Consider the following 23,990-nt stretch of genomic DNA (forward strand, 5'->3'; position numbering starts at 1 on the left):
GTGCTTTCGGACGGGTTCTCACTCATATGCTCTGACGTTGAAATACTTTCGGACAACTCTTCGCTTTCACTCAGTGAGACTGAAGTGCTTTCGGACGGGTTCTCACTCATATGCTCTGACGTTGAAATACTTTCGGACAACTCTTCGCTTTCACTCAGTGAGACTGAAGTGCTTTCGGACAGGTTCTCACTCATATGCTCTGACGTTGAAATACTTTCAGACAACTCTTCGCTTTCACTCAATGAGGCTGAAGTACTTTCGGACGGGTTCTCACTCATATCGCCTGACATTGAAATACTTTCGGACAGCTCTTCGCTAATTGATGTAGATTCGATTTCTGTAGGGATTTCACTCTTTTGCTCTGAAGTTGAAATGCTTTCTGATAGTCCTTCTCTTTGACTTATTGATGTAGATTCACTTTCTGTGGGAGTTTCACTTTTTTGCTCTGAGGTCGAAATACTTTCTGATAGTTCTTCACTTTCATTTATTGATGTCGAAGTAGATGTACTTAGGGATAATTCAGCGCTTAAACTTGTTGAAACGGAAGCGCTTTCCATGATGTTTTCACTTTCACTTAGGGATAACGATTCACTTTCTGAACTTTCATCAACGTTTGTTAAACTTCCAGAATTAGTTGTTGTATTATCAATAGATGTCGTAGAATCAGTTAAAATTGTCGAATTTTGATTCGCCATAACTTCGCTAGTTGTAGTAAGTTCTGATGTTATTGGTAAATTTGATTCTGCAAAAGCTTTATTAACATCTAAAACATTTGCCGCCAATAATCCACCTATTGCAAATGTGGATCCTTTTGAAACAGTCGATGTCATGTTTTTTAATGTTGTATTGTTATCCTGAGTTTTTTCAAATTGATTTGAGATTAGTGGTAAACCCATTAACCTTAAGAGCGCCATCTCTTTAATACCGGCCCTCACCCAATGTTTTCCTGACTTATAAAGCTTAAACCGAACTTTTTCCTTTGTTACACTACAATTTAAACGCCTATTCTTTTGATTCATACTTTTAATTAATCCCTTCGTTAAATATCAATAAAAATTTTAAACTTTACATTTTATGAGTCATAATGTGTCTTAAGATACTACTAAATTATAAATACTCTTTACCATAAAGTCAATTTTTTTACAAAATATTCTTATAATTCGTTTTTTATGTACTAGGATATTTACTAGTTATAATATATAATGACGATACAATTAGAGTGCGGAGGATCAAAATGTATTATTTTGCTTGTTTAAATGTGCCCGAACATATAACTGGTGTCGATAGAGCGTATCTATCTCGACTCAACTTATTTAAGTCCAACAATATTCCTGCCAAGATTATTACTATAGAGTATAATCATATGGCATACGATACTTTAGTTAAGTATGGTGTAGAATATGACACGATTAACATGTACGATTACTTCCAAAATGCTGTGAATTTAAAACCGTCAAAACCTTTTAACATTCAACGTTATTGGGAAGAATCTTTAAATTACAAATTAGAGGTTGTTTCTCACCAACTTGATATTATTATAAAAAATCAAGATAACCAATTTATTCAATATGCACGATTCACATCTACCGAGAGAAAAAAACTGGATTTTGTAAATCATATTAGTGATAATGGAACAATTGTTAAACATGAACAATATGATCATCGTGGTTTTTTAAGCTCTGTTCAATATTATGGACCACACGAAAAATGTTATTTACATCAGTTTTATAACGTGCAAGGGGATATCATTCTTGAAAAGTATTATCAAATCGAAAACCAGCATCTGCCGATTATGATTTTACTTCATAAATCAAATGGCTCTACTGTTCGATTTAAAAATGAAGATGAACTCATTAGTTACTTTATAGAGTCAATTTATTCAGCAGGAGATATATTTATTATTGATCGACCTTATGAATACATTAAACCTTTTGCTAATACCCACCCTTATATCACAGCGGCTGTATTTATGCATACAACACATTTAGCAGATGAATATAGTGAAGGTCGAATGTTCAAATGGCCTTTTAATTTTTTAGGTGACCACCTCAATCGCTTTAAAGCTTTAATTTGTTCTACAGAAGCACAATGTAACGATTTATCTTACGATCAATTTACAGGACAAGCATTTAATATTCCAGTCGGTTTTATAGAAGATAACCAACTTATGACGACAAATCAATTTAATCATAAAAATAAATTCAAAATTATTAGCGTCGCTCGATATATTAGTAGTAAACAATTAGATCACCAAATCAGACTTGTACATCGCTTAAAAAAAGAGTTTCCATTAGTGAGTCTAGATATTTATGGTTTTGGAGGTCTAGGTGGTGTTGAAGAAGAACTAAAGCAATTAATTAATGATTTAAATGCAAATGATTATATTCATCTTAAGGGGTATTCAAATAATTTAAATTCAGCCTATCAAAATAGTGGATTGTTCCTTTTGACGAGTAAAGAAGAAGGGTTTGCGTTAGTATTACTTGAATCATATAGACATAATACACCAGTAATCAGCTATGATATTAAATACGGTCCTAATGAAATTATTAAAGATAATGTCAATGGAAATTTAGTTCCGTTAAACGATGAAGAACAATTATATAAAGTAGTTCATAATTTTTTGAGCGATGACTCGGTAAGCAATCGATATTATGAAAACTGCATTTTGACACAGAAAAAATATAGTGCTTCTCAGAATTTTGACCACTGGATGAAACTGATTCAATATTTGGAACATAAGGAGAAACATGATGACATCAACAATTAATGGTATTGTTTATTATACTGATAACATTCACTTACAACAACTACATCACCATTCAACTGTTTACACTACAAATAATGTACTTCAATTTTTAGACGATCATTATATTTCAACGAAAATATCAGACCGTGGACATATTATGCGCGTAAACGATCCAATCTATATTGCTGATCATGCTATTATAGAACCTTATACAACATTTGGAGGCACTAACTACTTCTTTACAATGGGGGCCTTTAGCTACACAAGAAGTTTATTACCATTAAACACAATCGTAGGTAGGTACACATCTATCGCGCATTCGGTTAGTCGAATGGGTATAAACCATCCAATAGACCGTTTTTCTTCATCATCGATTACTTATGAAAGTGAAAGTAATGGAATACGTCATTATTTAAACAATAATGAGTCACGTTTTGAACAGACTCCTTCACCTTTTATTGAAGAATCTCCCATAGTCATTGGAAATGATGTATGGATAGGGCAAGACGTATTAATTGCGTCTGATGGAATCACAATACATGACGGGGCTGTTATTGCTGCTAAATCGGTTATTACAAAAGATGTTCCTCCATATGCAATTGTTGGTGGAATACCTGCGCGTGTAATAAAATACCGATTTGATGAGCATATTATAGAACAATTGATGGAATTAAAGTGGTGGCAATATGATTTTGGTCAATTCGAAACGATTAAAGCAACCGATTCAATCCAATCCTTTATTGATAAAATTAAATCACTAACATTCAATAAACAATTAACACCTTTTACTCCATCTGTTGTAACTAAAGATGACTTTATCAAATTAAATAATTGAATACATATTGAGACATAAAAACCGAAGTAAAAACTTAATATACTTCGGTTTTATTACAACCTCTTAATCACCCACATCAACACAAACTGCAGCGGTAATCTTGCGTATAATGCCCACGATGGTAATGTTTTATCTCCTAGTGGAAGCTTTTTTCGAGCCATATAAATATTAGCTGGAAATACAGCAAGTAAAAATAGATTAATCAATCGTTTTGTCCATTGTGACGGCTTTTTGATGATCAACATAACCCCTATCAATATTTCGATGACACCGGAAATATAAACTAAACTTTTCTTAAACGGTAAGTACATCGGAATAATCTTTCTGAAATTAGGTTCACGAATAAAATGCAATAAACCAATCATTGTAAATAAAATACCTATAATTCTTCTGCCCATAATATTTGACTCCTTTTTATATAAAACGTATATCTATATTATATCAATTAAGATATGAATTTTGAATAAACTTTGTTATAATAGAATCAAATAAAATAGTTCTCTTATATAGAGTGAGTGGAGGGACTTGGCCCTATGAAACTCCAGCAACAGCTATTTTTGATAGCGATGTGCTAATTCCAACAGGTACGCCTGAATGATAAGAAGTCTCGTTGAAGCTCTTCTGAATTCAGGAGGGCTATTTTGTTTGTATCATATTATAGAGGAGAGATTGTTATGTCAAACAAATTATCAACGCAGGAACTGATTGAGTCACTGAAGTATTGGACTGAATACACACCAACACATTACGCCGCTTCGATGTTGAAATATGGGAAATTGAACGAAATTAAAAGCGAGCTGCAACAACACATTGACCTCTTAACTACACTTAGCCCAGTCAACCCAATCATCCAAGATGAAATCAAGTCAGAAATTAAAATGATTCAGCAACAGTTAGATAATTAAAATTTTAAAAAAGTTATTTAGAATATATCTTAATTTATTTATTAAGATATATTCGTTACATAACTATTTATTAAATTTTCTACATTTTAAACCAATCTGGATTCTCACTTCTTACGCTATTGAGTAAATTATAATATCGTATTCTCTCTCTTTCTAGTTCTTCACTTACAAAAAATATCGGTGAATCAATTGCACTTTCTGCTATCATATTTAACACAATTAAAATACGACCAAGTCTTCCATTTCCATCTAAGTATGGATGAATTGATTCAAATTGTGCATGCATAATTGCTATTTTAATTAATGGATCAGTATTTTGATCTCGTAAAGTATATCCTAATTTTGGAGCACCCTTTAAGCTACTATGGTTGGATCTGAATTTATACTACATTTAGTATCTCCTACTCATCCGAAGATATAATACATACATTTAATTAAAAAATCACTCCTCTACTTTGAGAAGTGATTTACGATAACTTAAATTTTTATTTGTTCATTAACCTTTGCATTTTCAATAATCTCGATCGTATCTGTATATTCTACTTTCTCTATAATACAACCTTTTCCAATGGAGATGTTCTTTCCTCTTACCGTTTCACATAACACATTTTCTAAATGGATTTCATCACCTTCAATTAAATTGCAACTCAATGTACCCTTTCTATTTTCCGTGAATAAAGAGGCGAACAATCCTTTATTCTCAGTTTTTTGATCTTCTAATATCGCAATTGTTTTACCACCAATTTCTTGTGCTGAACAATGATTCCTCAATGTTATATTTACTGAATCTGCATTAATTAAACCTTCGCTTTCAATTTTTCCACTACACTCAAAATAATCAACCTCTATATCGCCATCAACCATTGAATAGCCCGAAAGTTTTAATCTTTCACCAGTAATATTTCCATCAATGTCTAACATACCTGAAATCTCAAGATCATTGCCTTCGACCTTTCCTTCAACATTCGTTTTCCCACTAGACTTCATCGTATTTGCTTTCAATGAACCTTCGATAGTAGACATTCCTGAAGATTTAAAATGCTCGACTGAAATATCCCCCTCAGCATCCATTTTTCCACTAACATTAATTAAGTTAGCTTTAATATCTCCAGTAATTGAACATATCCCGGATACATTAATTTCATCATATTCACCAGCAGTTACCATTTTTATCGAATTAATATTTAGATTTATCGTCATTATGATTACCTCGTTTCAATTTTTGATTTAAGGCTAATTGAATCTTTGTATCATCTAACTCATATACAATTTTTGAATTTTTACTTAAACTGACTACCTCTTTGGCGCAAACAAGTATAAATACACCCATCGATCTTACAAAATAATAATTTACATCATGTTTGTCGTTATGATAATAAGTCTCTGCGCTTTCTAACACTTCTTCTTTTGAAAAATATCCTGAGCTTAAAGCAAGTTCTATGAACATTAACGTCATCACTTCATTACGCGAAACATTGTTACAATAATTAATAATTGATTGTGCAATGTTCCAATAGGGCTCAGCAAATAAACTACTACTGTACTCCTCAGATTGAATAGCTTCATAACCTTCTTCAAGTATTTTGTACAATTCATCTAAAGAATGGTCTTCTTTCAAAGTCTTAATTAATTCAATACGCTCAATCATTTTATTTTTTGGGAAAAATGATTCTTGCCCTGTATATGTAGACTTTCTAATAAACCAATCTTCAGGAATAAGTTTTTTTCGTTTCCATCGATACAACTGTCCATAACTAATATTACACCTTTGAAGCAACTCTTTTTTAGAGATTAAATCTTCCATATCATCACCTGAACACATTATAACATAACACTGTTTCGTTATAAAAATATTTACACATTTCCCAAAGCTGTTGCATAAATATCAATTAATTTTTTTCGTTTGTCAAAATAAGCTAGACAATTTCTCTTCTTCAATGAAACTCATACTTTAAAATAAAGTCTATTACGTTAGAATATTAATAAGGGTATTATTAATACTAATTTTAAAGATACTCTAAATTCGAAGTTAAATGGGGTAGAATATATTTCATTTATGAACACTTCAACAAAGTATTTCATTTTTATCAATTAACAAATATAATTTATCTTATAAAATATTATTAATTTAATAACGATAGAATAATCTATAATTTTAATACAATGGAGTTGTAATTTATGAATACCCAAAAAATTAAATTTGATTACAATGAAATGATAAATTACTTTCATACAAAAGGTATTACAAGTGAACTAACCAACTCTCAAATGATATATCAACTTTCTACAAAAACTTATTTTTACAAATTTATAAGTTATCGAAAAAATTTTGATAAGAAAGAAAATAATCAATATATTAATCTTTCATTTGAAATATTACAAGATTTAGCAAGTATAGATGTAGATTTACGATATTTAGTAATTAAAATGTCTTTAGACATTGAACATCAATTAAAAACTATTATTATGAATGAAATCACTAAAAATAAAAGCGAAGACGGCTATTCAATTATTTATAAATTTATAGCTACAAGTAAGGATCCTACCAACACAAAAAAACAATTAATGATTAACAATAAGAAATCTATATATAATCAACAATTTTATGAAAAATACCACACTGATCCACCAATATGGGTTGCATTTGAATCTATGTCTTTTGGTTTGTTAATTGATTTTACTGATTTTTATATTTCTCACTATCCTAATACATCAATTAAAGCTCTACATCCACTTCTTTATTCCGTTCGGCATTTGAGAAATAATGCAGCTCATAGTTCACCAATATTAAATCAGATTACTGAAAAAAATTTCTATGATCATAGCCGTACAGTTACTCAATATGTAAATAGATATATTGGTAAAACTAGCACACGAAATAAATTGAGAGTCCAAAAAATATATGATTTAACTTCATTAATTATTCTTTATGAGTATCTCATGCCGAATAGTAGACTAAAACGTGAACGAAAAAAAGAAATAATCGGATTTTTAAAGCGTGTCAAAAAAAATTCTCATTATTACTCTAAACACATTCAACTAGAAACAGTTTATTTATATTTCATTAAATTAATACTGAAAAAATCAAAATAAAACTTGACAATACTATATCAAACCAATAAAATTATTTCTAACGGAAAAATCATAACGATTTGTAGACAGCCGAAGTATATAATAATATACTTCGGCTTGAGTTTTTTATAGATATCAAATTATACAATCTCTTGATTTACAGAACATCTTGGATAATCTCACTATTTTACGTAAATCATCGCCAGAATACTATATCCGATCAATGAACCACTCTTCTAATGCCTTGATGTGCCTTTTTGTCCATTCTGCTCCTGCATGCTCATATATATAATTATCGTCCCATTCATATTCTTTACTACGTTGGAATACAGCAAAATCCATATGATAACCAAGAGAACTATACTTTAAACGTACACAACTAGTTTTTACTTCAGGAGGTTGTGCAAATTGCCTAGTTTTTCTTTCAAGAGCGTTTGCTACCATATTACGAGTAGCTTGTGCACCTAAACTATTAAGACAATCTGCTTCAAATACTATACCTACATCAATGTCATAATCCTTCTTGTCATTCTGCGTAATGGTATGCATAGCCATGCTACCTTGAATACGATCCTCTGCAATTTTGTAACTTGTTTTCTTCTCTTCATTCTATTCCTTTAACCCATCTTTCATCCTTCTAATATTCAGTTTGCGTCTTAGTCTTAATTCATTCTGTTCTTTGGCAGAAAGTACAACCTTTTTACGATAAAAATTATTGAATTCCTTTGAACAATCATACATTTTAAACACCCCTTTATATAGCATAATATACAAACATACATTCGCTTTATTATTCCATATTTTGGTCTTATAATCAAAAATATATTCGATTTAGATATACTAATTTTTATGTCTTGTGAACTTAGGCGTGTCTCTGTAGCTTTAGATTGTACGATATTGTAAAATTAATATCTTAGTTAGAATTACTAGGGGGATGATTCAAAATGATGATAACAACTGTTAACTGTGATTTTTCATTTATTACTAATGCCATTGGATATATTAACGATGCTATTGAAACATTACCAGATGAATTTGATATAAAAATTGATTTTCAAAAATTAGAATATCCTCAAGAATAATCTCAGTGTGTCGTCAAAATCATAAGATTTTATCACTCCAAAAAACCCATCACTTATGATAACTTTCCCCCTTCATAATCTTAAACGCTCGGTAAATTTGTTCTAATAAGATGACTTTCATCAGTTGATGTGGATAGGTCATGTTGCTGAAGCTGAGTTCGTAGTTGCTGCGTTGTTTGACGGCTTGGCCTAGGCCGTTACTGCCGCCGATGACGAATACGATATCGCTAGAGCCTCTGTTCATTAATGTCTCGATCTTTTGACTCAGTCCAACACTCGTCAATGCTTCACCGTTCACTTCTAACGTGATGACATATTGCTGTGCTTTAATTTTAGCTAAGATCGCTTGGCCTTCTTTTTCTTTAATCAACTCTAGGTCTTTCGGACTGGCGTTATTCGGTTCTTTCTCATCTTTCACTTCAATTTGTTCTACTTTCGCATACCCTGATAACCGCTTCGCATATTCATCAATGGCTTGTCTAAAAAATTTTTCTTTAATTTTCCCTACTGTCAGTATTGTAATATTCACAATAATCCCCCTTTAGTTAGAGTTATCCACTTATCCACAGGCTATGCACAATTCCCTATTGTACCAGTAGTTTCACATTTTTTATATTGATTATAATTTACTTTCAATTTCCTTCAAACCTTATTATAACAGTATTTTATAGAATTAAAAAATACCCACAACATTATCCACATGATATAGGATAACATTGTGGATAACTGTGGATAAGTTGTTTATATTTCATATAACATTGTGGATTTATCTTTATACGTATGCTTTAGTTCAACAATATTTGTATCGACATCTCGTTGTTCTAAAATTTCACTGACGCTATCATATGCGAGTTGTTGCATATTATTATCTTGACTCAAGTGACTTAAATATATCCGCTTCGTCTGTTCGCCGATAACATCTGCTATTGCATGTCCTGCGTCAATGTTCGATATATGTCCAAGATCGCTTAAAATACGTTGTTGTGTCTTCCATGGATAATGACTTGTTCTCAGCATATTCACATCATGATTCGATTCAAAGATATAGCAATCACTTCGCTCTATATATCCTTTCATTCGATCAGATACATATCCTGTATCTGTGATCATTGAAAACTTCTTACCGTCCTTATGAAATACGTAAAATTGTGGATCAATAGCATCATGACTAACGTTATAGCTCTCAATATCAATGTTTGCAATCGTTTGATGTTCATATGGATTAAAAAGATACTTTAACTCATTTGGAATTCTTTGATCTTTTAATTCAATCTGTTGCCATGTTTGTTCATTTGCATAGATTGGAATATGATACTTTCTTGCGATGACACCGAGTCCTTTAATATGATCGACGTGTTCATGGGTGATGAGAATTGCATTAACATCTTGTATTTTACGATTAATTTGTTGCATAAGTCCTTCTAATTTTTTGCCACTTAATCCAACATCTATTAGAATGCTTTGTTGATCATGTTCGATATATGTAGCATTCCCTGTACTTCCACTGGCCAAAACGCTCATGCGCATAAAACATTACTCCTTTTGCTGCTGTTGTTCATCTAATATTTTCAGTTCAGAATGTATTGCGTCAACATAATATATGAATACTTCCTCATCTCGTTCAATTGTTACTTTCCAACTCGGTGAGAGAATCTGACCTTTTGAATCTGTTATATACTGTTTAAAACCAAATTTAAGATTCCCAACTCTATCACCATTTTTTATCTTTTGTTTTTCATAGAGTGACTCGATCACTTTTTTGGCAGAAATAATATTAGAACCACTATCCTCTTCACCTGATTCAAATGGGTTAAATCGTGTTTGTGTATAACTGATCACTTTATTATCTTTTATTTTGAATACTATTTCTCCTTGGTCATTATCGTATATAGGATAATCATCATAGATTTGACCATATTCAATTGTTTCACCATGTTCATCAAGTATTGCTAAATGATATTCCTCACCATATAAAATCTCTTCTTCTACGAATGTACTTAATGTTTTGTAATCATTACCAATAGGTAATGGATTTTTTAGTGTAACTTCGATTTTATGATCTTTTCTTTTTATATCTTTTGCGTGCTTTATAGACTCTATATCATCTTTCGTAAAAGAATAGAAGAACGCCGTGATGTTATTATAGCGTTCTTCAATTGTTTTATACGTCGGAACTTCAACGTTTGCATCAGATAAGTCGATTTGTTCATCCGGTGAATATGGAGTGTATGTGCTCTCTGTAGTCTTATCATAATATATATATAGCAATATAATATTCATGATTAAAAACACAGCAATAAATAATGACTTTGTTAACTTCCAATCCATTATTTTATGCCTCCTTGTGCGTCATATTGCTTCCATTCACCTTCATATAGAATAAACCAATTCGGCTCGAATTCAACCGTGTTGACGCCTTTATTGTATGTGATATTGTAGCCGATGACGATCTTCTCAACTTTAGTCAACTCGATAGATTTACTTTTGGCCAGTTCATGTCTTAATTCCTCAAGATTAATTAAATCTACTGGATCAGATTTACTTGGCACTGTTGCGCCAAGTGTGATTAGTCCACGTGAGTATGACAATATATCATCCTTACCAAATGTTAAATCCATTCTAGAGATATTATTCATGTTAAATATAGGTAAACCTTTTACAAAAGATCTAAACTGAACCTCTTTTGTATCTTCATCATATCCTGTATATCGACTCAGTTGACTATAACCATTATGGCTTGTTAAATAGTCATTTGCTCGGTTAAACGCTTCTTGAGGTGACATTGACTCATCAATTTCACCCTTAAAATGTGTATATTGATAATACATCGTATCTTGATTCATTTGAGCAATACCTTCTGCGTTATGATATTTAATTACATCTCCATCTCTTACTTTAGATAAACCGACATCTCCCATAAATACTACATTATTCAATTGATTAACATTGATGACCTCTGTAATATATTTAAATCGACCTTCTGTTGAAACTTCTGTTGGTGCGTACAGCGCTGTTTTGTTATTAATTGAAAACTCATTCGTAATAATCGCACTATAGTTTTTAAGCGCTTCTTTTGAAACATTATTCTTAAATGTCTTACTAGACTGATCAATTTCTAACATATAAATGTAGTCTCTCTCTTGATTCATAAAGTATAAATATAAATGATTGGCATTCGTATTCACAATTAAACGATCAAAGACTTCATTCACTGGTGCTTCAATTTCAATATTGTATGCGTTCAAAAACGTTTGAATACTGATTTCTCCTAAAAAATCATAAATATAATTATCTACCGCACCACTTGAATCTAAAGAGTGTAGAGCAACATTTGCATTTCCGTTAAATTCTTTATGCTGTATTTCTTTAGATTGATTCAAAGTGTTTAAAGTATTTTGTAATGATTTCTTCTTCGTCGTACCTTTACTATTGGTCGGAGATATTTCTATCATTTGGTACGGTAATGTGAGTTGTCGAATCGTCGGCTTTTTATGATCTCCATCGAGTACAAAACCTGAATGGATTTCGGTTTCAATAGGTTTGAATTCTGGTTTAAAACTCCATATTAAGAACGTTAAATACATACTAGAAATAACTAATACAGTTAAAATGATTATTTTGAGAATTTCAAGAGGACTAGTTTGCATCCCATTCACCTGCTTCTAATAGCTCACAAGGTAATGTCACATAAATTGTTGTGCCATGCCCTTCACAAGATGTTGCCCATATTTTACCGTCATGCGCTTCAACAATATCTTTACTGATTGCGAGGCCTAATCCAGTACCGCCCATTTGACGAGTTCTCGCCTTATCTACACGATAAAATCGATCAAAGATTTTATCGACTTTACCTTTCGGAATCCCAAGGCCATTATCTTTAATAGATATCGTCATTCGATTGAAAAATACATTTTGTTTCACGTGGAACTCGACACGTTTTTGTTCTTTCTGTGAATATTTGATAGCATTTGAAATAATATTGTCAAACACTTGTGTCATTTTGTCTGGATCAATTTCTACAAAGATACTATCATTGGCCAAATCTTTAACAAAGTCCACCTCTTTATAACTCATCTCGAAACGTTCGATAATTTGTGAAATAAACAAGTTAAAGTCAATAATTTCTCTATTCAATACTTCATCTTTACGATCCATATTTGATAACTGTAGTAAATCATTCACAAGCCTTATCATTCGATCTGTTTCATTTCTTGTTACACTTAAGAAGTTCGGTGCAATATTAGAGTCTTTGCACGCCCCTTCTTCCAACGCTTCAATGTAGCTTCTCATCGATGTTAAAGGTGTTCTTAATTCATGGCTTACGTTAGCCACAAATTCACGTCGTTCATTCTCTGTTAATTGTTGTTCTGTAATGTCATGGAGTACGGCGATGTAACCATTTATATAGCCAGTCTCTTGAATAATCGTTGTGAAGTTGATTCTTACATAAATTGTTTCATCAATATGATTAAATTGTGTAACGATGGTCTCTGTCTCATTCTTAATATCTTGAAGATTCACTTCTGATTCCATATTCAATACCGTTAAAACATGTTGTCCAACAATATTGTCTTTATCCACTCTCAACATATTCAGTGCTTTATCATTAATAATACGAATTCTACCTCGTCTGTCTGTTGCGATGATTCCATCTGACATGTGAGTAATAACACTATCTAATCGACGCTTTTCACTCTCAGTATTTGCTTGTGCTTCTTGAACTCTTTTACTCAAGTTATTAAACGATAAAGCAAGTTCACCAATTTCATCACTACTGTTAATCTTAACACGTTGTGTATAGTTACCTTTAGACATTTCTAATGCTTGATTTCTCATATCAGAGATCGGTTTAGTTATTGTTCGTGCGATAAATGTACCCAGTATAATTGTAATTAATAATGAAATCGCAGTTCCGATGATGAATGTATTATTAATTTGGTTTAACTGTGCATAGACTGTCTCTATATTTGAGACAACATAGATTACACCAACGATTTCTTGACCTACTTTGACAGGTTCTGCTTGAACGTATATCCGTTCGTTAGACTCTTCATTCATTAAGACGTGTCGATATGATTCCCCTGTCGATAGTGCTTCATCAATCGAATCATCTGTCACCCGACGTCCGATGTTCGGTTCATTGTTTACCTTTGATGTTGCTAACATGATACGATTCTCATTGATGAATCGTATCTCTTCAATTTCTTCACGTTCTCTAAAATCAGCCATTAAACTTTGTATTTCGTCTTTGATTTTTGTTTGATTGTCTGGATTTTTCTTATAGACTTCCTTTATTTGCATCGACTCCATTTGAACTTGGGCATCGATGCTTTCTTTAAACTTTGAAGTCAAATCTTGTTCCAAACTATTCGTAAAGAACAGACCAATGATTTGCATCCCTACAACGATTAACAAGACGTTGACAATGACCAATTTTAAATGAAGCGATTGCAATACTTTGAAAAGCTTCATTCACATTCCGCTCCCTTATTTATCTATTCTTCTTTTTGGGCTTGGTCTTGAAGGAAATATCCGACACTTCTTCTTGTTACGATATATTCAGGGTGTGATGGGTCATCTTCGATTTTTTCACGTAATCTTCTAATTGTTACATCAACCGTTCTCACATCTCCGAAATAATCATAACCCCATACCGTTTCAAGTAAATTCTCACGACTCATTACTTGATTCGGATTCTTCGCCAAATGATGGAATAGTTCGAACTCACGATGTGTCAAATCAATCGTTTCTCCGCGCTTTTGAATTGTATAAGCATCTGGTAAAACAGTAATTTCATGTATATTAATTTCATTCGATTCATTTTCATCTGCATCTTGTGGCTTAGCATAATGACGACGTAAATTCGCTTTAACCCTTGCGATGAGCTCACGAGTAGAGAACGGTTTAGTGACATAATCATCTGCACCAAGTTCAAGACCTAATACTTTATCAATCTCTGAGTCTTTAGCTGTCAACATAATGATTGGCATATTGTATTTTTTTCGTACTTCACGACAGACTTCCATACCGTCCATACCTGGTAACATAATGTCTAATAATACGATATCCGGTTCAACATTATAGATCATATCCACAGCATCTTGCCCATTGTATGCTACATGAACATCGTAACCTTCTTTTGTTAAATTAAACTCCAGAATATCAGCAATCGGTTTTTCATCATCAACTACTACGATAGACTTCGCCATATGATAACACTCCACTTCATATTCATATTCTTATCCATCTTCTATTATACTAAAAAAACGTCATCTTATAAAATAAGATGACGTTAAACTTCATTACGGTCCTGACGGGAATCGAACCCGCGATCTCCTGCGTGACAGGCAGGCATGTTAACCGCTACACCACAGGACCAATTAAATGGTGACCCCTACGGGATTCGAACCCGTGTTACCGCCGTGAAAGGGCGGTGTCTTAACCGCTTGACCAAGGGGCCTAATTTTTAACACAAGATAAATTATATCACTCAAATAATATATATTGCAATATATTTTTACAAAAGTTACTTTATTTTATTATAATAAACTTATAATATACAGGAAAGGTTTGTCAAAATGAAAAAAATACATCGCAAAATGCCGCTTAAAGAGAAACTTAAGCGATTCTTCTTTATTACCCTTGGTGCCATTTTAATGGCTGTCGCCCTTGAGTTATTTCTCGTTCCAAATAATGTATTAGATGGTGGGATTGTAGGCATCTCAATCATTACAAGTCACTTAACAAAAATAAAATTAGGGCTTATTATCTTCCTACTAAATATTCCATTCTTCTTTTTAGGCTACAAACAGATTGGTCGAACGTTTGCACTATCAACATTATACGGTATTACAATCTTATCGATTTCAACTGCCTTATTAAACCCGATCGAGCCATTTGTTAGTGAAGTCTTTTTGGCTACAATATTTGGAGGTGTGATTCTAGGCATAGGTGTAGGACTTGTCATTAGATATGGAGGGTCACTTGATGGTACGGAAATATTAGCGATTTTATTAAACAAAAAATCACCATTCTCTGTTGGTGAAATTGTAATGCTCTTTAATTTATTTATCTTCATTGCTGCTGGATTTGTATTTACATGGGAATCAGCACTTTATTCAATGATTTCATACTTTATTGCGTATAAGTCTATAGATATCGTCGTACAAGGGCTTGATGAATCGAAGAGCGTTTGGATTATTAGTGATGAGTACGAAGAAATTGGTGATACAATTAATGATCGTTTGGGTCGTGGTGTAACCTACTTGAGTGGGGAAGGCGCATATACCGGTGATGACAAGAAAGTAGTGTTCTGTGTCATTACTCGATTAGAAGAAGCAAAGCTTAAAGATATCGTCCTTGAAATAGATCCTTCATGTTTTATCGCACTTGGCAACATTACAGAAGTAAGAGGAGGACGTTTTAAGAAGAGGGATATCCATTAATCGAAAAACTGCGGAAGATAAATTGATTATCTTCCGCAGTTTTTATTTTTTATTGGTTCCACATATCCTTCAACATCACCGTTTGATTACGATCTGGTCCTACACTAAAGATTGATATTTCAACATTACATAACTCGCTAATGCGCTTCACATAATTATATGCATTCTCTGGAAGTTCTTCTAACGATTGACATGCAGTAATATCTTCTTCCCATCCTGGCATTGTTTCATAGATTGGTGTACTACGCTCTAATTCTTCTAACGTTGATGGGTATTCAGTAATATGTTCACCATCTACTTCATACGCTGTACAAATTTTAACTTCTTTCAATCCACTCAACACATCAATCGAATTCAACGACAAATCGGTTATACCTGATACACGTGTTGCATGTCTAACAACAACAGAATCAAACCAACCGACGCGTCTTGCACGGCCAGTCGTCGTTCCATACTCTCGTCCTACTTCACGAATATGTTCACCATCTGAATCAAATAATTCTGTCGGAAATGGACCATCTCCAACTCTTGAAGTATATGCTTTACATACGCCTACAACGTGATCAATTAATGTTGGTCCAACACCTGTTCCAACACATACATTCCCGGCGATTGGATTACTTGATGTGACGAATGGGTACGTACCATGATCGATATCTAACATAACACCTTGCGCACCTTCATATAACACATTATCATCTCGCTTGAATGCATCATCTAATACTTTCGCTGTATCTGTAATATAAGGTCTTAATCGATCTGTTGCTTCAACGTATTGATCATAAATATCATCAAATGATACACCATCATGATCATATAATGCTTTAAATATTTTATTTTTAGTTTCGATTGATTTCATTAATTTCTTTTTGAAGACTTCTTGATCTAATAAATCACCGACACGGATTCCTACACGTTGAACTTTATCAACGTAACAAGGGCCAATTCCTTTTTTTGTCGTCCCAATTTTATCGTCACCGCGTGCCACTTCTTCTAACTCATCTAGCAATAAGTGATATGGGAATATAACGTGTGCACGGTTTGAGATTTTTAAATTGTCTGTCTTAATACCACGTTCATTCAATTGATCTAACTCTTTTAATACAGAGATTGGGTCAATCACGACGCCATTTCCAATGACACTCGTCTTATCCTCATAAAATATTCCTGAAGGAACTAAGTGTAATTTATACGTTTCACCATCAAATTTAATTGTATGACCAGCATTATTGCCGCCAGAAAATCTCGCAATCATATCTGCTTGTTCACTTAAAAAGTCAGTGATCTTCCCTTTACCTTCATCTCCCCATTGTGTTCCAACAACTACAATACCACTCATGTTATAGCCTCCAATTTTGTTTTACAAAGCAATGATAGTTTACCAATGATTAGATCAATTTGCAATACATACACGAACAAACAAAGAAAGAACATAAATAACATTCGTAAATAAATGTTATTTATGTTCAAAATAGGAGCATTAACCCATATATTGTTCGGCATATCGCTCATCGATTGAATTAAATTTATTATGTTTTTTAACAAAGATTAATGGTACCGTACCCGTCGGTCCATTACGGTGCTTTGCTAAAATAACTTCAACGATACCGTTGTCTTCTTGATCATTCTGACTTACATTACCATCTTCATCCTCTGCTTCACGTTGATAATAATCATCACGATATAAGAATGCAACGATATCCGCATCTTGTTCGATACTTCCTGATTCTCGAATATCGCTCAACATAGGTCGTTTATCTTGACGTTGTTCAACACCACGTGATAACTGTGACAATGCAATGACGGGCACTTCAAGCTCTCTTGCAATTTCTTTCAATGTTCTAGATATTTCAGATACTTCTTGTTGTCTGTTCTCACCTTTTCTAAGGCCAGAGCCTTGAATGAGCTGTAAATAATCAATAATAATCATGTCTAGGCCATGCTCTTGCTTTAACGCACGACTTTTGGCACGAATATCATTGATTTTAATACCTGGTGTATCATCGATAAACATCTTTGACTTTCCTAATTCACCAATTGCAAAGATAAATCGATCCCAGTCACTTTGATCAAATTGCCCTGTTCGTAGCTTATTAGAATCTAAGTTTGCGACTGAACACACCATACGGGTTGCAAGTTGATCTGCTCCCATCTCTAATGAAAACACTGCAACACTATAATCATCTTGCTTATTCAAGGCAATATTTTGAGCGATATTTAATGCGAAAGCTGTCTTTCCGACAGATGGTCTAGCCGCCAAAATAATAAGGTCATTCTTACCAAATCCTGATGTCATTCGATCAAGGGATGCGTAACCACTCGGAATTCCAGTTGTCTCACCATTCGAACGTGTACGTTGTTCGATCATTTCATACACTTCATGCATCACTGAATTAATGTCTTTAAATCCTTCACTGCCACGTCCTTGGCCAATGGATGAAATCATTTTTTCAGCTTCTGATAACAAATCGTCTAAATCAATCTCTTCATTCATTCCATCGCGTGCTATATCTTGCGCGGCATAAATTAATTGTCGCTTCAAACTATAATTTTCTACAATCTCTATATAGTAATCAATATTACGACTCGTTGGTACGAACTGTGCTAATTCAGCGATGTATAAAGGGCCTCCTATGTCTTGCAAGACACCTTCTTTCGTTAAAGCGTTAACTAATGTTGTCGTATCAACTTGTTCATTTTTATCATAAAGCTTAAGCATCGATTCGAAAATATGTTGATGGTTTTGATAATAAAAATCTTGAGGCAATAAGTTTTGAGCACGTTGCAAACCATGTTCAGGATCAATTAATATCGCACCTAAAACAGATTTCTCAGCATCTATACTAAACGGGATATGTTGATTTTGCTCAAACATCTCATTGCCTCCATTCTTTTAATTATTCTTCAACAGTGTGTACTTTTAATGTCGCCTTCACATCTTTATGAAGCTTAACGTCAACGTTACGATAACCTAACGCTTTAATTGGTTCATCAAGTTCAATTTTACGCTTATCAAGTTTAATATCATGTTGTGATTTCAACCCATCTGCAATTTGTTTTGATGATACAGAACCAAAGATTCGTCCATCTTGACCTACTTTATGCGCAATTTCTACTTCAATTGCTTCTAACTTCTCTTTCAATGCTTTCGCATCGTCTAGTTCTTGTTGTAAATTTTCTTCTTTTTTCTGTTGTTTTTTCTCTAACATCTTAAGGTTATGCGGTGTTGCTTCAACAGCTTTATTAAACTTCAATAAGAAGTTTTGAGCATATCCTACAGGGACATCTTTAACTTCATCTTTCTTACCTTTACCTTTCACATCTTCTGTAAATATTACTTTCATTCTTCTTCCTCTCCTTCTAAATGTTTCAAAACAACTTCTTGAAGTGATTCGATAGCTTCTTCAACCGTTACATCTTTCATCTGTGTAGCAGCATTGCTTAAATGTCCGCCACCACCTAAATCTTCCATGATCAATTGAACGTTCACATCACCCAAAGATCTTGCTGATATACCGACTACATTGTTACTTCGTTTAGCCACAACAAATGATGCTTTGACACCATCGATGCTTAACAATTCATCTGCAGCTTGTGCGACTGTTACAGGATGGTATATTTCTTCTACGTCACCATGTGCAATCGCTGCACCATTATCATGAACATCAACGGTTTGTATAATTTCTGAACGTCTCATATAAGTTTTTAAGTCATCTTTTAAGAATTCTTGACATAATATCGTATCTGCCCCATGACTTCTTAAATAACTTGCTGCATCGAATGTTCTAGATCCCGTTCTTAACGTAAAGTTACGCGTATCAACGATAATACCGGCAAGCATTACTGTCGCTTCGAGACGTGAAATTTTCTTATCTTTCGGTTGATACTCAAACAATTCAGTGACAAGTTCTGCAGTCGAACTTGCATAAGGCTCCATATATACGAGCAATGGATTGTCAATAAACTCTTCACCACGTCTATGATGATCAATGACTACTTTACGCTTCGCTTTTTTCAACAATTTCGGATCTATCACCATGTCAGGTTTATGCGTATCGACGATGACTAATGTTGTACGATCATTGATGAGCTGGCTCGCTCTATCACTCGTAATAAATTGTGAGCTTAACTCTTCTTTTTCATTAATCTCCTCCATAACCCGAGATAATGTCGCATCAATATCTTCATCATTTAATACGATATACGAATCTAAATCATTCAACCTTGCGATTCTGCTAACACCAATCGCTGCACCAATCGCATCCATATCAGGGCCTTTATGTCCCATAATTAACACGTTATCTCCTTCAAGCAATATATCTCGTAATGCGTGAGATACGACTCGAGCTTTGACACGCGTTCGCTTCTCCATTGGGTCTGTCTTACCCCCATAGAATCTAATATTACCGTTATCATTTTTGATCGCAACTTGGTCACCACCTCGACCAAGTGCCAAATCAAGTGCTGATTGACTAAGTTCTCCTAATCGAACCAAGTCTGTCGTTCCTTCACCAATTCCGATGGATAATGTCACTTGGTTATTCCAAGTCGTCTGCTCTCGAATAATATCTAAAATATTAAATTTTACATGTTCAATATCTTTTAATCTGAGTGCATTTAATACAAGTAAGAAACGATCATTAGAAAATCGCTTTACATACGTATTATTCTCACTCGCCCATCGATTGATTTCATTCGTCACGCGACTATTCAACTGTGACCGCTCTGAATCACTCATATTGTGTGTGACATCATCGTAGTTATCCAAAAACAACGTCCCGATGATCGGCATATGATGTTCTAATTGCTCACTTAAATTAAATTCATTCGTACGATCAAATATATATAACGCGAATTCATCCGTTGATTGTATAATTTCAAAATTGTGCTCACCGTAATTAACATCTACTCTACGGTCTTCTGATAGTTTTAATTTTGAATTAATATTTGTGAAGACTTCATTAATATCATGATTTAAGTATTCTTCATTCAAATATGATTTCATAAAATCATTCATCCAATAAATTTTCTGATCTTTTGATAAAAGTATTAATCCAAACGGTAAATGGCTAATGGCATAGTTATGATGCTCTTCAACTTTAGTATGAATATGCTGTATCGCTTGCTCATTGCTTTGCAATTGCTTAAACATGACAAACGCTAAAGTCAAAATAAGCAATATTCCAACGATTAAAATAATGAGTCCGTAATAAAAATGCTTCGATACGATATACCCACATAAAAACAATATGAATATACTCAAGACGATAAACGGAACCGTTAGGACTTTCTTAGAATAAATTGGGTTCATTGTTTTAAGTCACCTCTTAGATTTGACAATCATTTCTTTTAGCTTAAATAACAAGTCAATTAAACCGATTAACATAGTAATTGGGTTAAACAGTAACGCGATCACTACGACTATCCCGGTAATAATATGTGGAATTTTCTTATAGGCGAAAAAGAATACAATGACTGTAATCCCTTGAACTATCATAAACCATTCTACCATATTGATACTATTAGTGACTACACTATAGAAACTTCCTTGATGATCTTCATTCATGATATTCATTAGCATTAGAACTAAATAGATATACGCTAAAGATTTAGAGAAATTCCATGCCCATATTGGCTTCATCTTCGGTACAATCACTCCGTGTTTCTTTGCAATGACAAAACCAATCATATTAGAAATCCAAAACAGTATAATACCACCAAAAATAATGTAACTCGGTATACTAACATATAACATATTGATTGCGTCTAATTGAACATCAACCACTGCATCTGGGATTGCCATACCCATCTTTTCATATTGCTCTAACGCATCATAATATGAATGATGTAATGTTTCAAATAACTGATCAAATAGAGGGATTTCTTTAAACCCTTGCAAAATTAAAATAAACATAAGAACATATGCACCAAATAAGCTACCTGATGCAAGTGTAATTTTTTCAAATGATTCTCTCTTTTGAATCAATCGATGAATAAATAATATACTAAACATCGTTGCAGCAAATATAATAAAGACATATGGACTAAAAAATAAGTATAAAATAATAAATAGCATCATAGAAGTATAATAATAGCTAATGACATTTCTATTAATATACATTAACCCGATACCAACCATAATCGGTATGAATAAAAATGAAATGATTGGAACAAACATAATTAATAATATAAAAAATGTAACTGCTCCTATAAATTTAATATGGTCTAATGCACTTGTTTTCACGTGAAACCTTCCTTCCAATGTAAATTACACAATACTACTATTCTATATGTAATAGGTTCAAACCTCAAACAAATAGAATTAAAAGCTCTTAAATGGACATCATCCAATTAAGAGCTTAATAGATTATCGTATTATTGTTCGTTATTTTTCGATATACGTCTTATTGTTCATATAAGGAACTAATGCGTCCGGTATCGTAATAGAGCCATCTTCGTTTTGATAGTTTTCAACGATTGCCGCAAATGTTCGACCGACTGCAAGTCCTGAACCATTCAGCGTATGAACAAATTCAGGTTTTGCATCATGCGTTGCTTTAAAGCGCATATTAGATCGTCTACTTTGAAAATCTGTCATATTAGAACATGAACTAATTTCTTTATATGCATCATAACTTGGTAACCATACTTCTATATCATACGTCTTAGCTGCACCAAATCCAATATCTGCATCACATAGTTCAATGACTCTATAAGGTAATTTCAATAATTGAAGAATTTTTTCAGCATGAGTTGTCATTTCTTCTAATGCGTCCATTGATTGATCAGGATGCTCAATACGAACCATCTCCACCTTATTAAATTGATGTAATCGAATCAAACCTCGTGTATCACGTCCAGCAGATCCTGCTTCACTTCTAAAGCATGCTGTTTGAGCAGTAAATTTAGTAGGAAGTTGATCAGATGATAATACTTCATTACGATAAAAGTTAGTGAGTGGCACTTCAGCCGTCGGAATAGTATATAGTTCTTCTTTGTTAATTTTGAATAAATCTTCTTCGAACTTAGGTAATTGTCCAGTACCATACATACTATCAGGGTTCACAAGCTGAGGTGTGACCATTTCTTCATAACCGTGCTCTCCTGTATGCACATCTAACATGAAGTTCATTAGTGCACGTTCTAAACGTGCACCGTCTTTCGTTAGGAAGACAAATCGTGCACCACTCACTTTAGCCGCTCGTTCAAAATCAGCCATACCCAAATCATCGATAATATCCCAATGTGCTTTCGGATCAAAATCAAATGATCTCACTTCACCATGCTTTCTAATTTCAACATTATCATCTTCTGATTCGCCGTGTGGTATATCGTCATGAACTAAGTTTGGTAGACCTGCCCATGTTTCGTTAAATTTTTCATTTAAAGTATTTAACTGCTCATCAATCTCTTTAATTTTGTCTCCGACTTCACGCATTGCTTGAATTGCATCATCTGCATTTTCTTTATTACGTTTCAATTCTGCAATCTGACCAGATACTTTATTACGCTCAGCTTTCAATGTTTCTGTTTGTTGAATGAGTTCACGACGATAACTATCATCTTCTCTTAATTGATCAACAACAGATGGATCCATTTGTCGAGCTTTTAATTTGTCTTTTAGTAACTGTTCTTGTTCACGTAATAATTTAACATCTAACATAATATTTCCTCCTTTATAATAAAAAAATACCACGTCCCTATAAATACAAGGGACGTGGTAAACGCGTTGCCACCCTAATTAATAATAACTGAATACGGTTACTATTCACTCAATGATTAACGACTATACGTCGGTTTGTTAAATTGTATGGGTAGAATTTCATGTATGTTATATCATAGTTTCCACCAACCACTATGTCTCTTTATATAACACATACACTACTTATCCCAAATAACAAA

Annotated in this window: 26 protein-coding genes, 2 tRNA genes, 1 pseudogene, 1 riboswitch and 1 other annotated feature (2 of these 31 cut by a window edge); of the genes and pseudogenes, 7 read left to right on the plus strand and 22 right to left on the minus strand. The window is 33.3% G+C overall.

Annotation, left to right across the window (positions count from 1 at the left end; translation table 11 throughout):
• Window positions 1-290, minus strand: the 5' end (the start) of a protein-coding gene (locus EDD62_RS09430) for a beta strand repeat-containing protein (protein ID WP_462476953.1). It extends 6,571 nt beyond the left edge of the window; the window shows 290 of its 6,861 coding nt (coding positions 1-290); the start codon lies at window positions 288-290; its stop codon lies beyond the left edge, outside the window.
• Between the two features lie 133 nt (window positions 291-423).
• Between EDD62_RS09430 and EDD62_RS09345 the strand changes: the two genes are divergently transcribed.
• Window positions 424-687 carry a hypothetical protein gene (locus EDD62_RS09345; protein WP_123808035.1) on the plus strand — a complete coding sequence of 88 codons (264 nt, stop codon included), beginning with the start codon at window positions 424-426 and terminating at the stop codon, window positions 685-687.
• A 212-nt stretch (window positions 688-899) separates the two neighbouring features.
• On the opposite strand, the pseudogene EDD62_RS09435 reads toward EDD62_RS09345, so the two are convergent.
• Window positions 900-1,019: pseudogene (locus EDD62_RS09435) on the minus strand (KxYKxGKxW signal peptide domain-containing protein); the annotation flags it as partial.
• A gap of 215 nt (window positions 1,020-1,234) precedes the next feature.
• On the opposite strand from EDD62_RS09435, the gene EDD62_RS06725 reads away from it, so the two are divergent.
• Window positions 1,235-2,770 carry a glycosyltransferase gene (locus tag EDD62_RS06725; RefSeq protein WP_123808036.1) on the plus strand — a complete coding sequence of 512 codons (1,536 nt, stop codon included), beginning with the start codon at window positions 1,235-1,237 and terminating at the stop codon, window positions 2,768-2,770.
• The gene (locus EDD62_RS06730) at window positions 2,754-3,584 is read left to right on the plus strand and encodes a CatB-related O-acetyltransferase (protein ID WP_249037346.1); all 831 of its coding nucleotides are present in this window, start codon (window positions 2,754-2,756) and stop codon (window positions 3,582-3,584) included. The genes EDD62_RS06725 and EDD62_RS06730 overlap by 17 nt, the downstream gene beginning before the upstream one ends.
• A gap of 53 nt (window positions 3,585-3,637) precedes the next feature.
• On the opposite strand, the gene EDD62_RS06735 is transcribed toward EDD62_RS06730, so the two are convergent.
• Window positions 3,638-3,982 (minus strand): DoxX family protein, encoded by a 345-nt coding sequence (locus EDD62_RS06735; protein WP_123808037.1) that lies wholly within the window; start codon window positions 3,980-3,982, stop codon window positions 3,638-3,640.
• A gap of 101 nt (window positions 3,983-4,083) precedes the next feature.
• Window positions 4,084-4,188, plus strand: a riboswitch (SAM riboswitch).
• A gap of 70 nt (window positions 4,189-4,258) precedes the next feature.
• Between EDD62_RS06735 and EDD62_RS06740 the strand changes: the two genes are divergently transcribed.
• The gene (locus tag EDD62_RS06740; RefSeq protein ID WP_123808038.1) at window positions 4,259-4,489 is read left to right on the plus strand and encodes a hypothetical protein; all 231 of its coding nucleotides are present in this window, start codon (window positions 4,259-4,261) and stop codon (window positions 4,487-4,489) included.
• 79 nt (window positions 4,490-4,568) lie between these two features.
• On the opposite strand, the gene EDD62_RS06745 is transcribed toward EDD62_RS06740, so the two are convergent.
• The 3 genes from EDD62_RS06745 to EDD62_RS06755 form a co-directional block, all read right to left on the minus strand.
• Window positions 4,569-4,775, minus strand: a complete 207-nt coding sequence (locus EDD62_RS06745; protein ID WP_249037347.1) for a Fic family protein — start codon at window positions 4,773-4,775, stop codon at window positions 4,569-4,571.
• 191 nt (window positions 4,776-4,966) lie between these two features.
• Window positions 4,967-5,689: a hypothetical protein gene (locus EDD62_RS06750; RefSeq protein ID WP_123808039.1), complete on the minus strand. Its 723-nt coding sequence runs from the start codon at window positions 5,687-5,689 to the stop codon at window positions 4,967-4,969.
• The gene (locus EDD62_RS06755; RefSeq protein WP_170152792.1) at window positions 5,667-6,293 is read right to left on the minus strand and encodes a DUF4004 family protein; all 627 of its coding nucleotides are present in this window, start codon (window positions 6,291-6,293) and stop codon (window positions 5,667-5,669) included. The genes EDD62_RS06750 and EDD62_RS06755 overlap by 23 nt, the downstream gene beginning before the upstream one ends.
• Window positions 6,294-6,667: 374 nt before the next feature.
• Between EDD62_RS06755 and EDD62_RS06760 the strand changes: the two genes are divergently transcribed.
• Entirely contained in the window at window positions 6,668-7,582 is a 915-nt protein-coding gene (locus EDD62_RS06760; protein WP_123808041.1) for an Abi family protein, read from the plus strand.
• A gap of 189 nt (window positions 7,583-7,771) precedes the next feature.
• Here EDD62_RS06760 and EDD62_RS09350 read toward each other — a convergent pair whose 3' ends face one another.
• Both EDD62_RS09350 and EDD62_RS09390 read right to left on the minus strand, forming a co-directional pair.
• The gene (locus tag EDD62_RS09350; RefSeq protein ID WP_331463355.1) at window positions 7,772-8,143 is read right to left on the minus strand and encodes a cyclic GMP-AMP synthase DncV-like nucleotidyltransferase; all 372 of its coding nucleotides are present in this window, start codon (window positions 8,141-8,143) and stop codon (window positions 7,772-7,774) included.
• A 27-nt stretch (window positions 8,144-8,170) separates the two neighbouring features.
• The gene (locus EDD62_RS09390) at window positions 8,171-8,302 is read right to left on the minus strand and encodes a hypothetical protein (RefSeq protein WP_282957924.1); all 132 of its coding nucleotides are present in this window, start codon (window positions 8,300-8,302) and stop codon (window positions 8,171-8,173) included.
• A 203-nt stretch (window positions 8,303-8,505) separates the two neighbouring features.
• Between EDD62_RS09390 and EDD62_RS09210 the strand changes: the two genes are divergently transcribed.
• The gene (locus tag EDD62_RS09210; RefSeq protein WP_170152793.1) at window positions 8,506-8,643 is read left to right on the plus strand and encodes a hypothetical protein; all 138 of its coding nucleotides are present in this window, start codon (window positions 8,506-8,508) and stop codon (window positions 8,641-8,643) included.
• Between the two features lie 49 nt (window positions 8,644-8,692).
• Here EDD62_RS09210 and rlmH read toward each other — a convergent pair whose 3' ends face one another.
• From rlmH to EDD62_RS06805, 8 genes are all read right to left on the minus strand, one after another.
• Window positions 8,693-9,172 carry a 23S rRNA (pseudouridine(1915)-N(3))-methyltransferase RlmH gene (gene rlmH, locus EDD62_RS06770; protein WP_123808042.1) on the minus strand — a complete coding sequence of 160 codons (480 nt, stop codon included), beginning with the start codon at window positions 9,170-9,172 and terminating at the stop codon, window positions 8,693-8,695.
• Between the two features lie 212 nt (window positions 9,173-9,384).
• Window positions 9,385-10,170 carry an MBL fold metallo-hydrolase gene (locus EDD62_RS06775; RefSeq protein ID WP_414731062.1) on the minus strand — a complete coding sequence of 262 codons (786 nt, stop codon included), beginning with the start codon at window positions 10,168-10,170 and terminating at the stop codon, window positions 9,385-9,387.
• A gap of 6 nt (window positions 10,171-10,176) precedes the next feature.
• Complete coding sequence (locus tag EDD62_RS06780) at window positions 10,177-10,971, minus strand: two-component system regulatory protein YycI (RefSeq protein ID WP_123808043.1); 795 nt, start codon at window positions 10,969-10,971, stop codon at window positions 10,177-10,179.
• A complete protein-coding gene (locus tag EDD62_RS06785; RefSeq protein ID WP_123808044.1) occupies window positions 10,971-12,290 on the minus strand; it encodes a YycH family regulatory protein in 1,320 nt (439 codons plus the stop codon). Before EDD62_RS06785 ends, EDD62_RS06780 begins: the two co-directional genes overlap by 1 nt.
• A complete protein-coding gene (walK, locus tag EDD62_RS06790) occupies window positions 12,280-14,115 on the minus strand; it encodes a cell wall metabolism sensor histidine kinase WalK (RefSeq protein WP_123808045.1) in 1,836 nt (611 codons plus the stop codon). Before walK ends, EDD62_RS06785 begins: the two co-directional genes overlap by 11 nt.
• 23 nt (window positions 14,116-14,138) lie before the next feature.
• Window positions 14,139-14,852, minus strand: a complete 714-nt coding sequence (yycF, locus tag EDD62_RS06795; protein ID WP_077141090.1) for a response regulator YycF — start codon at window positions 14,850-14,852, stop codon at window positions 14,139-14,141.
• Window positions 14,853-14,948: 96 nt separating this feature from the next.
• Window positions 14,949-15,021, minus strand: a tRNA-Asp gene (locus tag EDD62_RS06800).
• Between the two features lie 7 nt (window positions 15,022-15,028).
• Window positions 15,029-15,103 (minus strand) — tRNA-Glu (locus tag EDD62_RS06805).
• 118 nt (window positions 15,104-15,221) lie between these two features.
• Here EDD62_RS06805 and EDD62_RS06810 point away from each other — a divergent pair.
• Window positions 15,222-16,088 carry a YitT family protein gene (locus EDD62_RS06810; RefSeq protein ID WP_123808046.1) on the plus strand — a complete coding sequence of 289 codons (867 nt, stop codon included), beginning with the start codon at window positions 15,222-15,224 and terminating at the stop codon, window positions 16,086-16,088.
• Between the two features lie 49 nt (window positions 16,089-16,137).
• Here the strand turns inward: EDD62_RS06810 and EDD62_RS06815 are convergent, their stop codons facing one another.
• From EDD62_RS06815 to serS, 6 genes are all read right to left on the minus strand, one after another.
• Window positions 16,138-17,427: an adenylosuccinate synthase gene (locus EDD62_RS06815; protein WP_123808047.1), complete on the minus strand. Its 1,290-nt coding sequence runs from the start codon at window positions 17,425-17,427 to the stop codon at window positions 16,138-16,140.
• 141 nt (window positions 17,428-17,568) lie between these two features.
• Entirely contained in the window at window positions 17,569-18,963 is a 1,395-nt protein-coding gene (gene dnaB, locus EDD62_RS06820) for a replicative DNA helicase (RefSeq protein ID WP_123808048.1), read from the minus strand.
• A gap of 22 nt (window positions 18,964-18,985) precedes the next feature.
• A complete protein-coding gene (gene rplI, locus EDD62_RS06825; RefSeq protein ID WP_123808049.1) occupies window positions 18,986-19,432 on the minus strand; it encodes a 50S ribosomal protein L9 in 447 nt (148 codons plus the stop codon).
• Entirely contained in the window at window positions 19,429-21,399 is a 1,971-nt protein-coding gene (locus EDD62_RS06830) for a DHH family phosphoesterase (protein WP_123808050.1), read from the minus strand. Before EDD62_RS06830 ends, rplI begins: the two co-directional genes overlap by 4 nt.
• Before the next feature lie 9 nt (window positions 21,400-21,408).
• Window positions 21,409-22,332, minus strand: a complete 924-nt coding sequence (locus tag EDD62_RS06835) for a DUF2232 domain-containing protein (RefSeq protein WP_123808051.1) — start codon at window positions 22,330-22,332, stop codon at window positions 21,409-21,411.
• Window positions 22,333-22,473: 141 nt separating this feature from the next.
• Window positions 22,474-23,751: a serine--tRNA ligase gene (gene serS, locus EDD62_RS06840; protein ID WP_123808052.1), complete on the minus strand. Its 1,278-nt coding sequence runs from the start codon at window positions 23,749-23,751 to the stop codon at window positions 22,474-22,476.
• A 45-nt stretch (window positions 23,752-23,796) separates the two neighbouring features.
• Window positions 23,797-23,990: a binding site (T-box leader), on the minus strand; it runs 5 nt beyond the window's last position.

The sequence above is a fragment of the Abyssicoccus albus genome, assembly GCF_003815035.1.
Taxonomy (GTDB): Bacteria; Bacillota; Bacilli; order Staphylococcales; family Abyssicoccaceae; genus Abyssicoccus; species Abyssicoccus albus.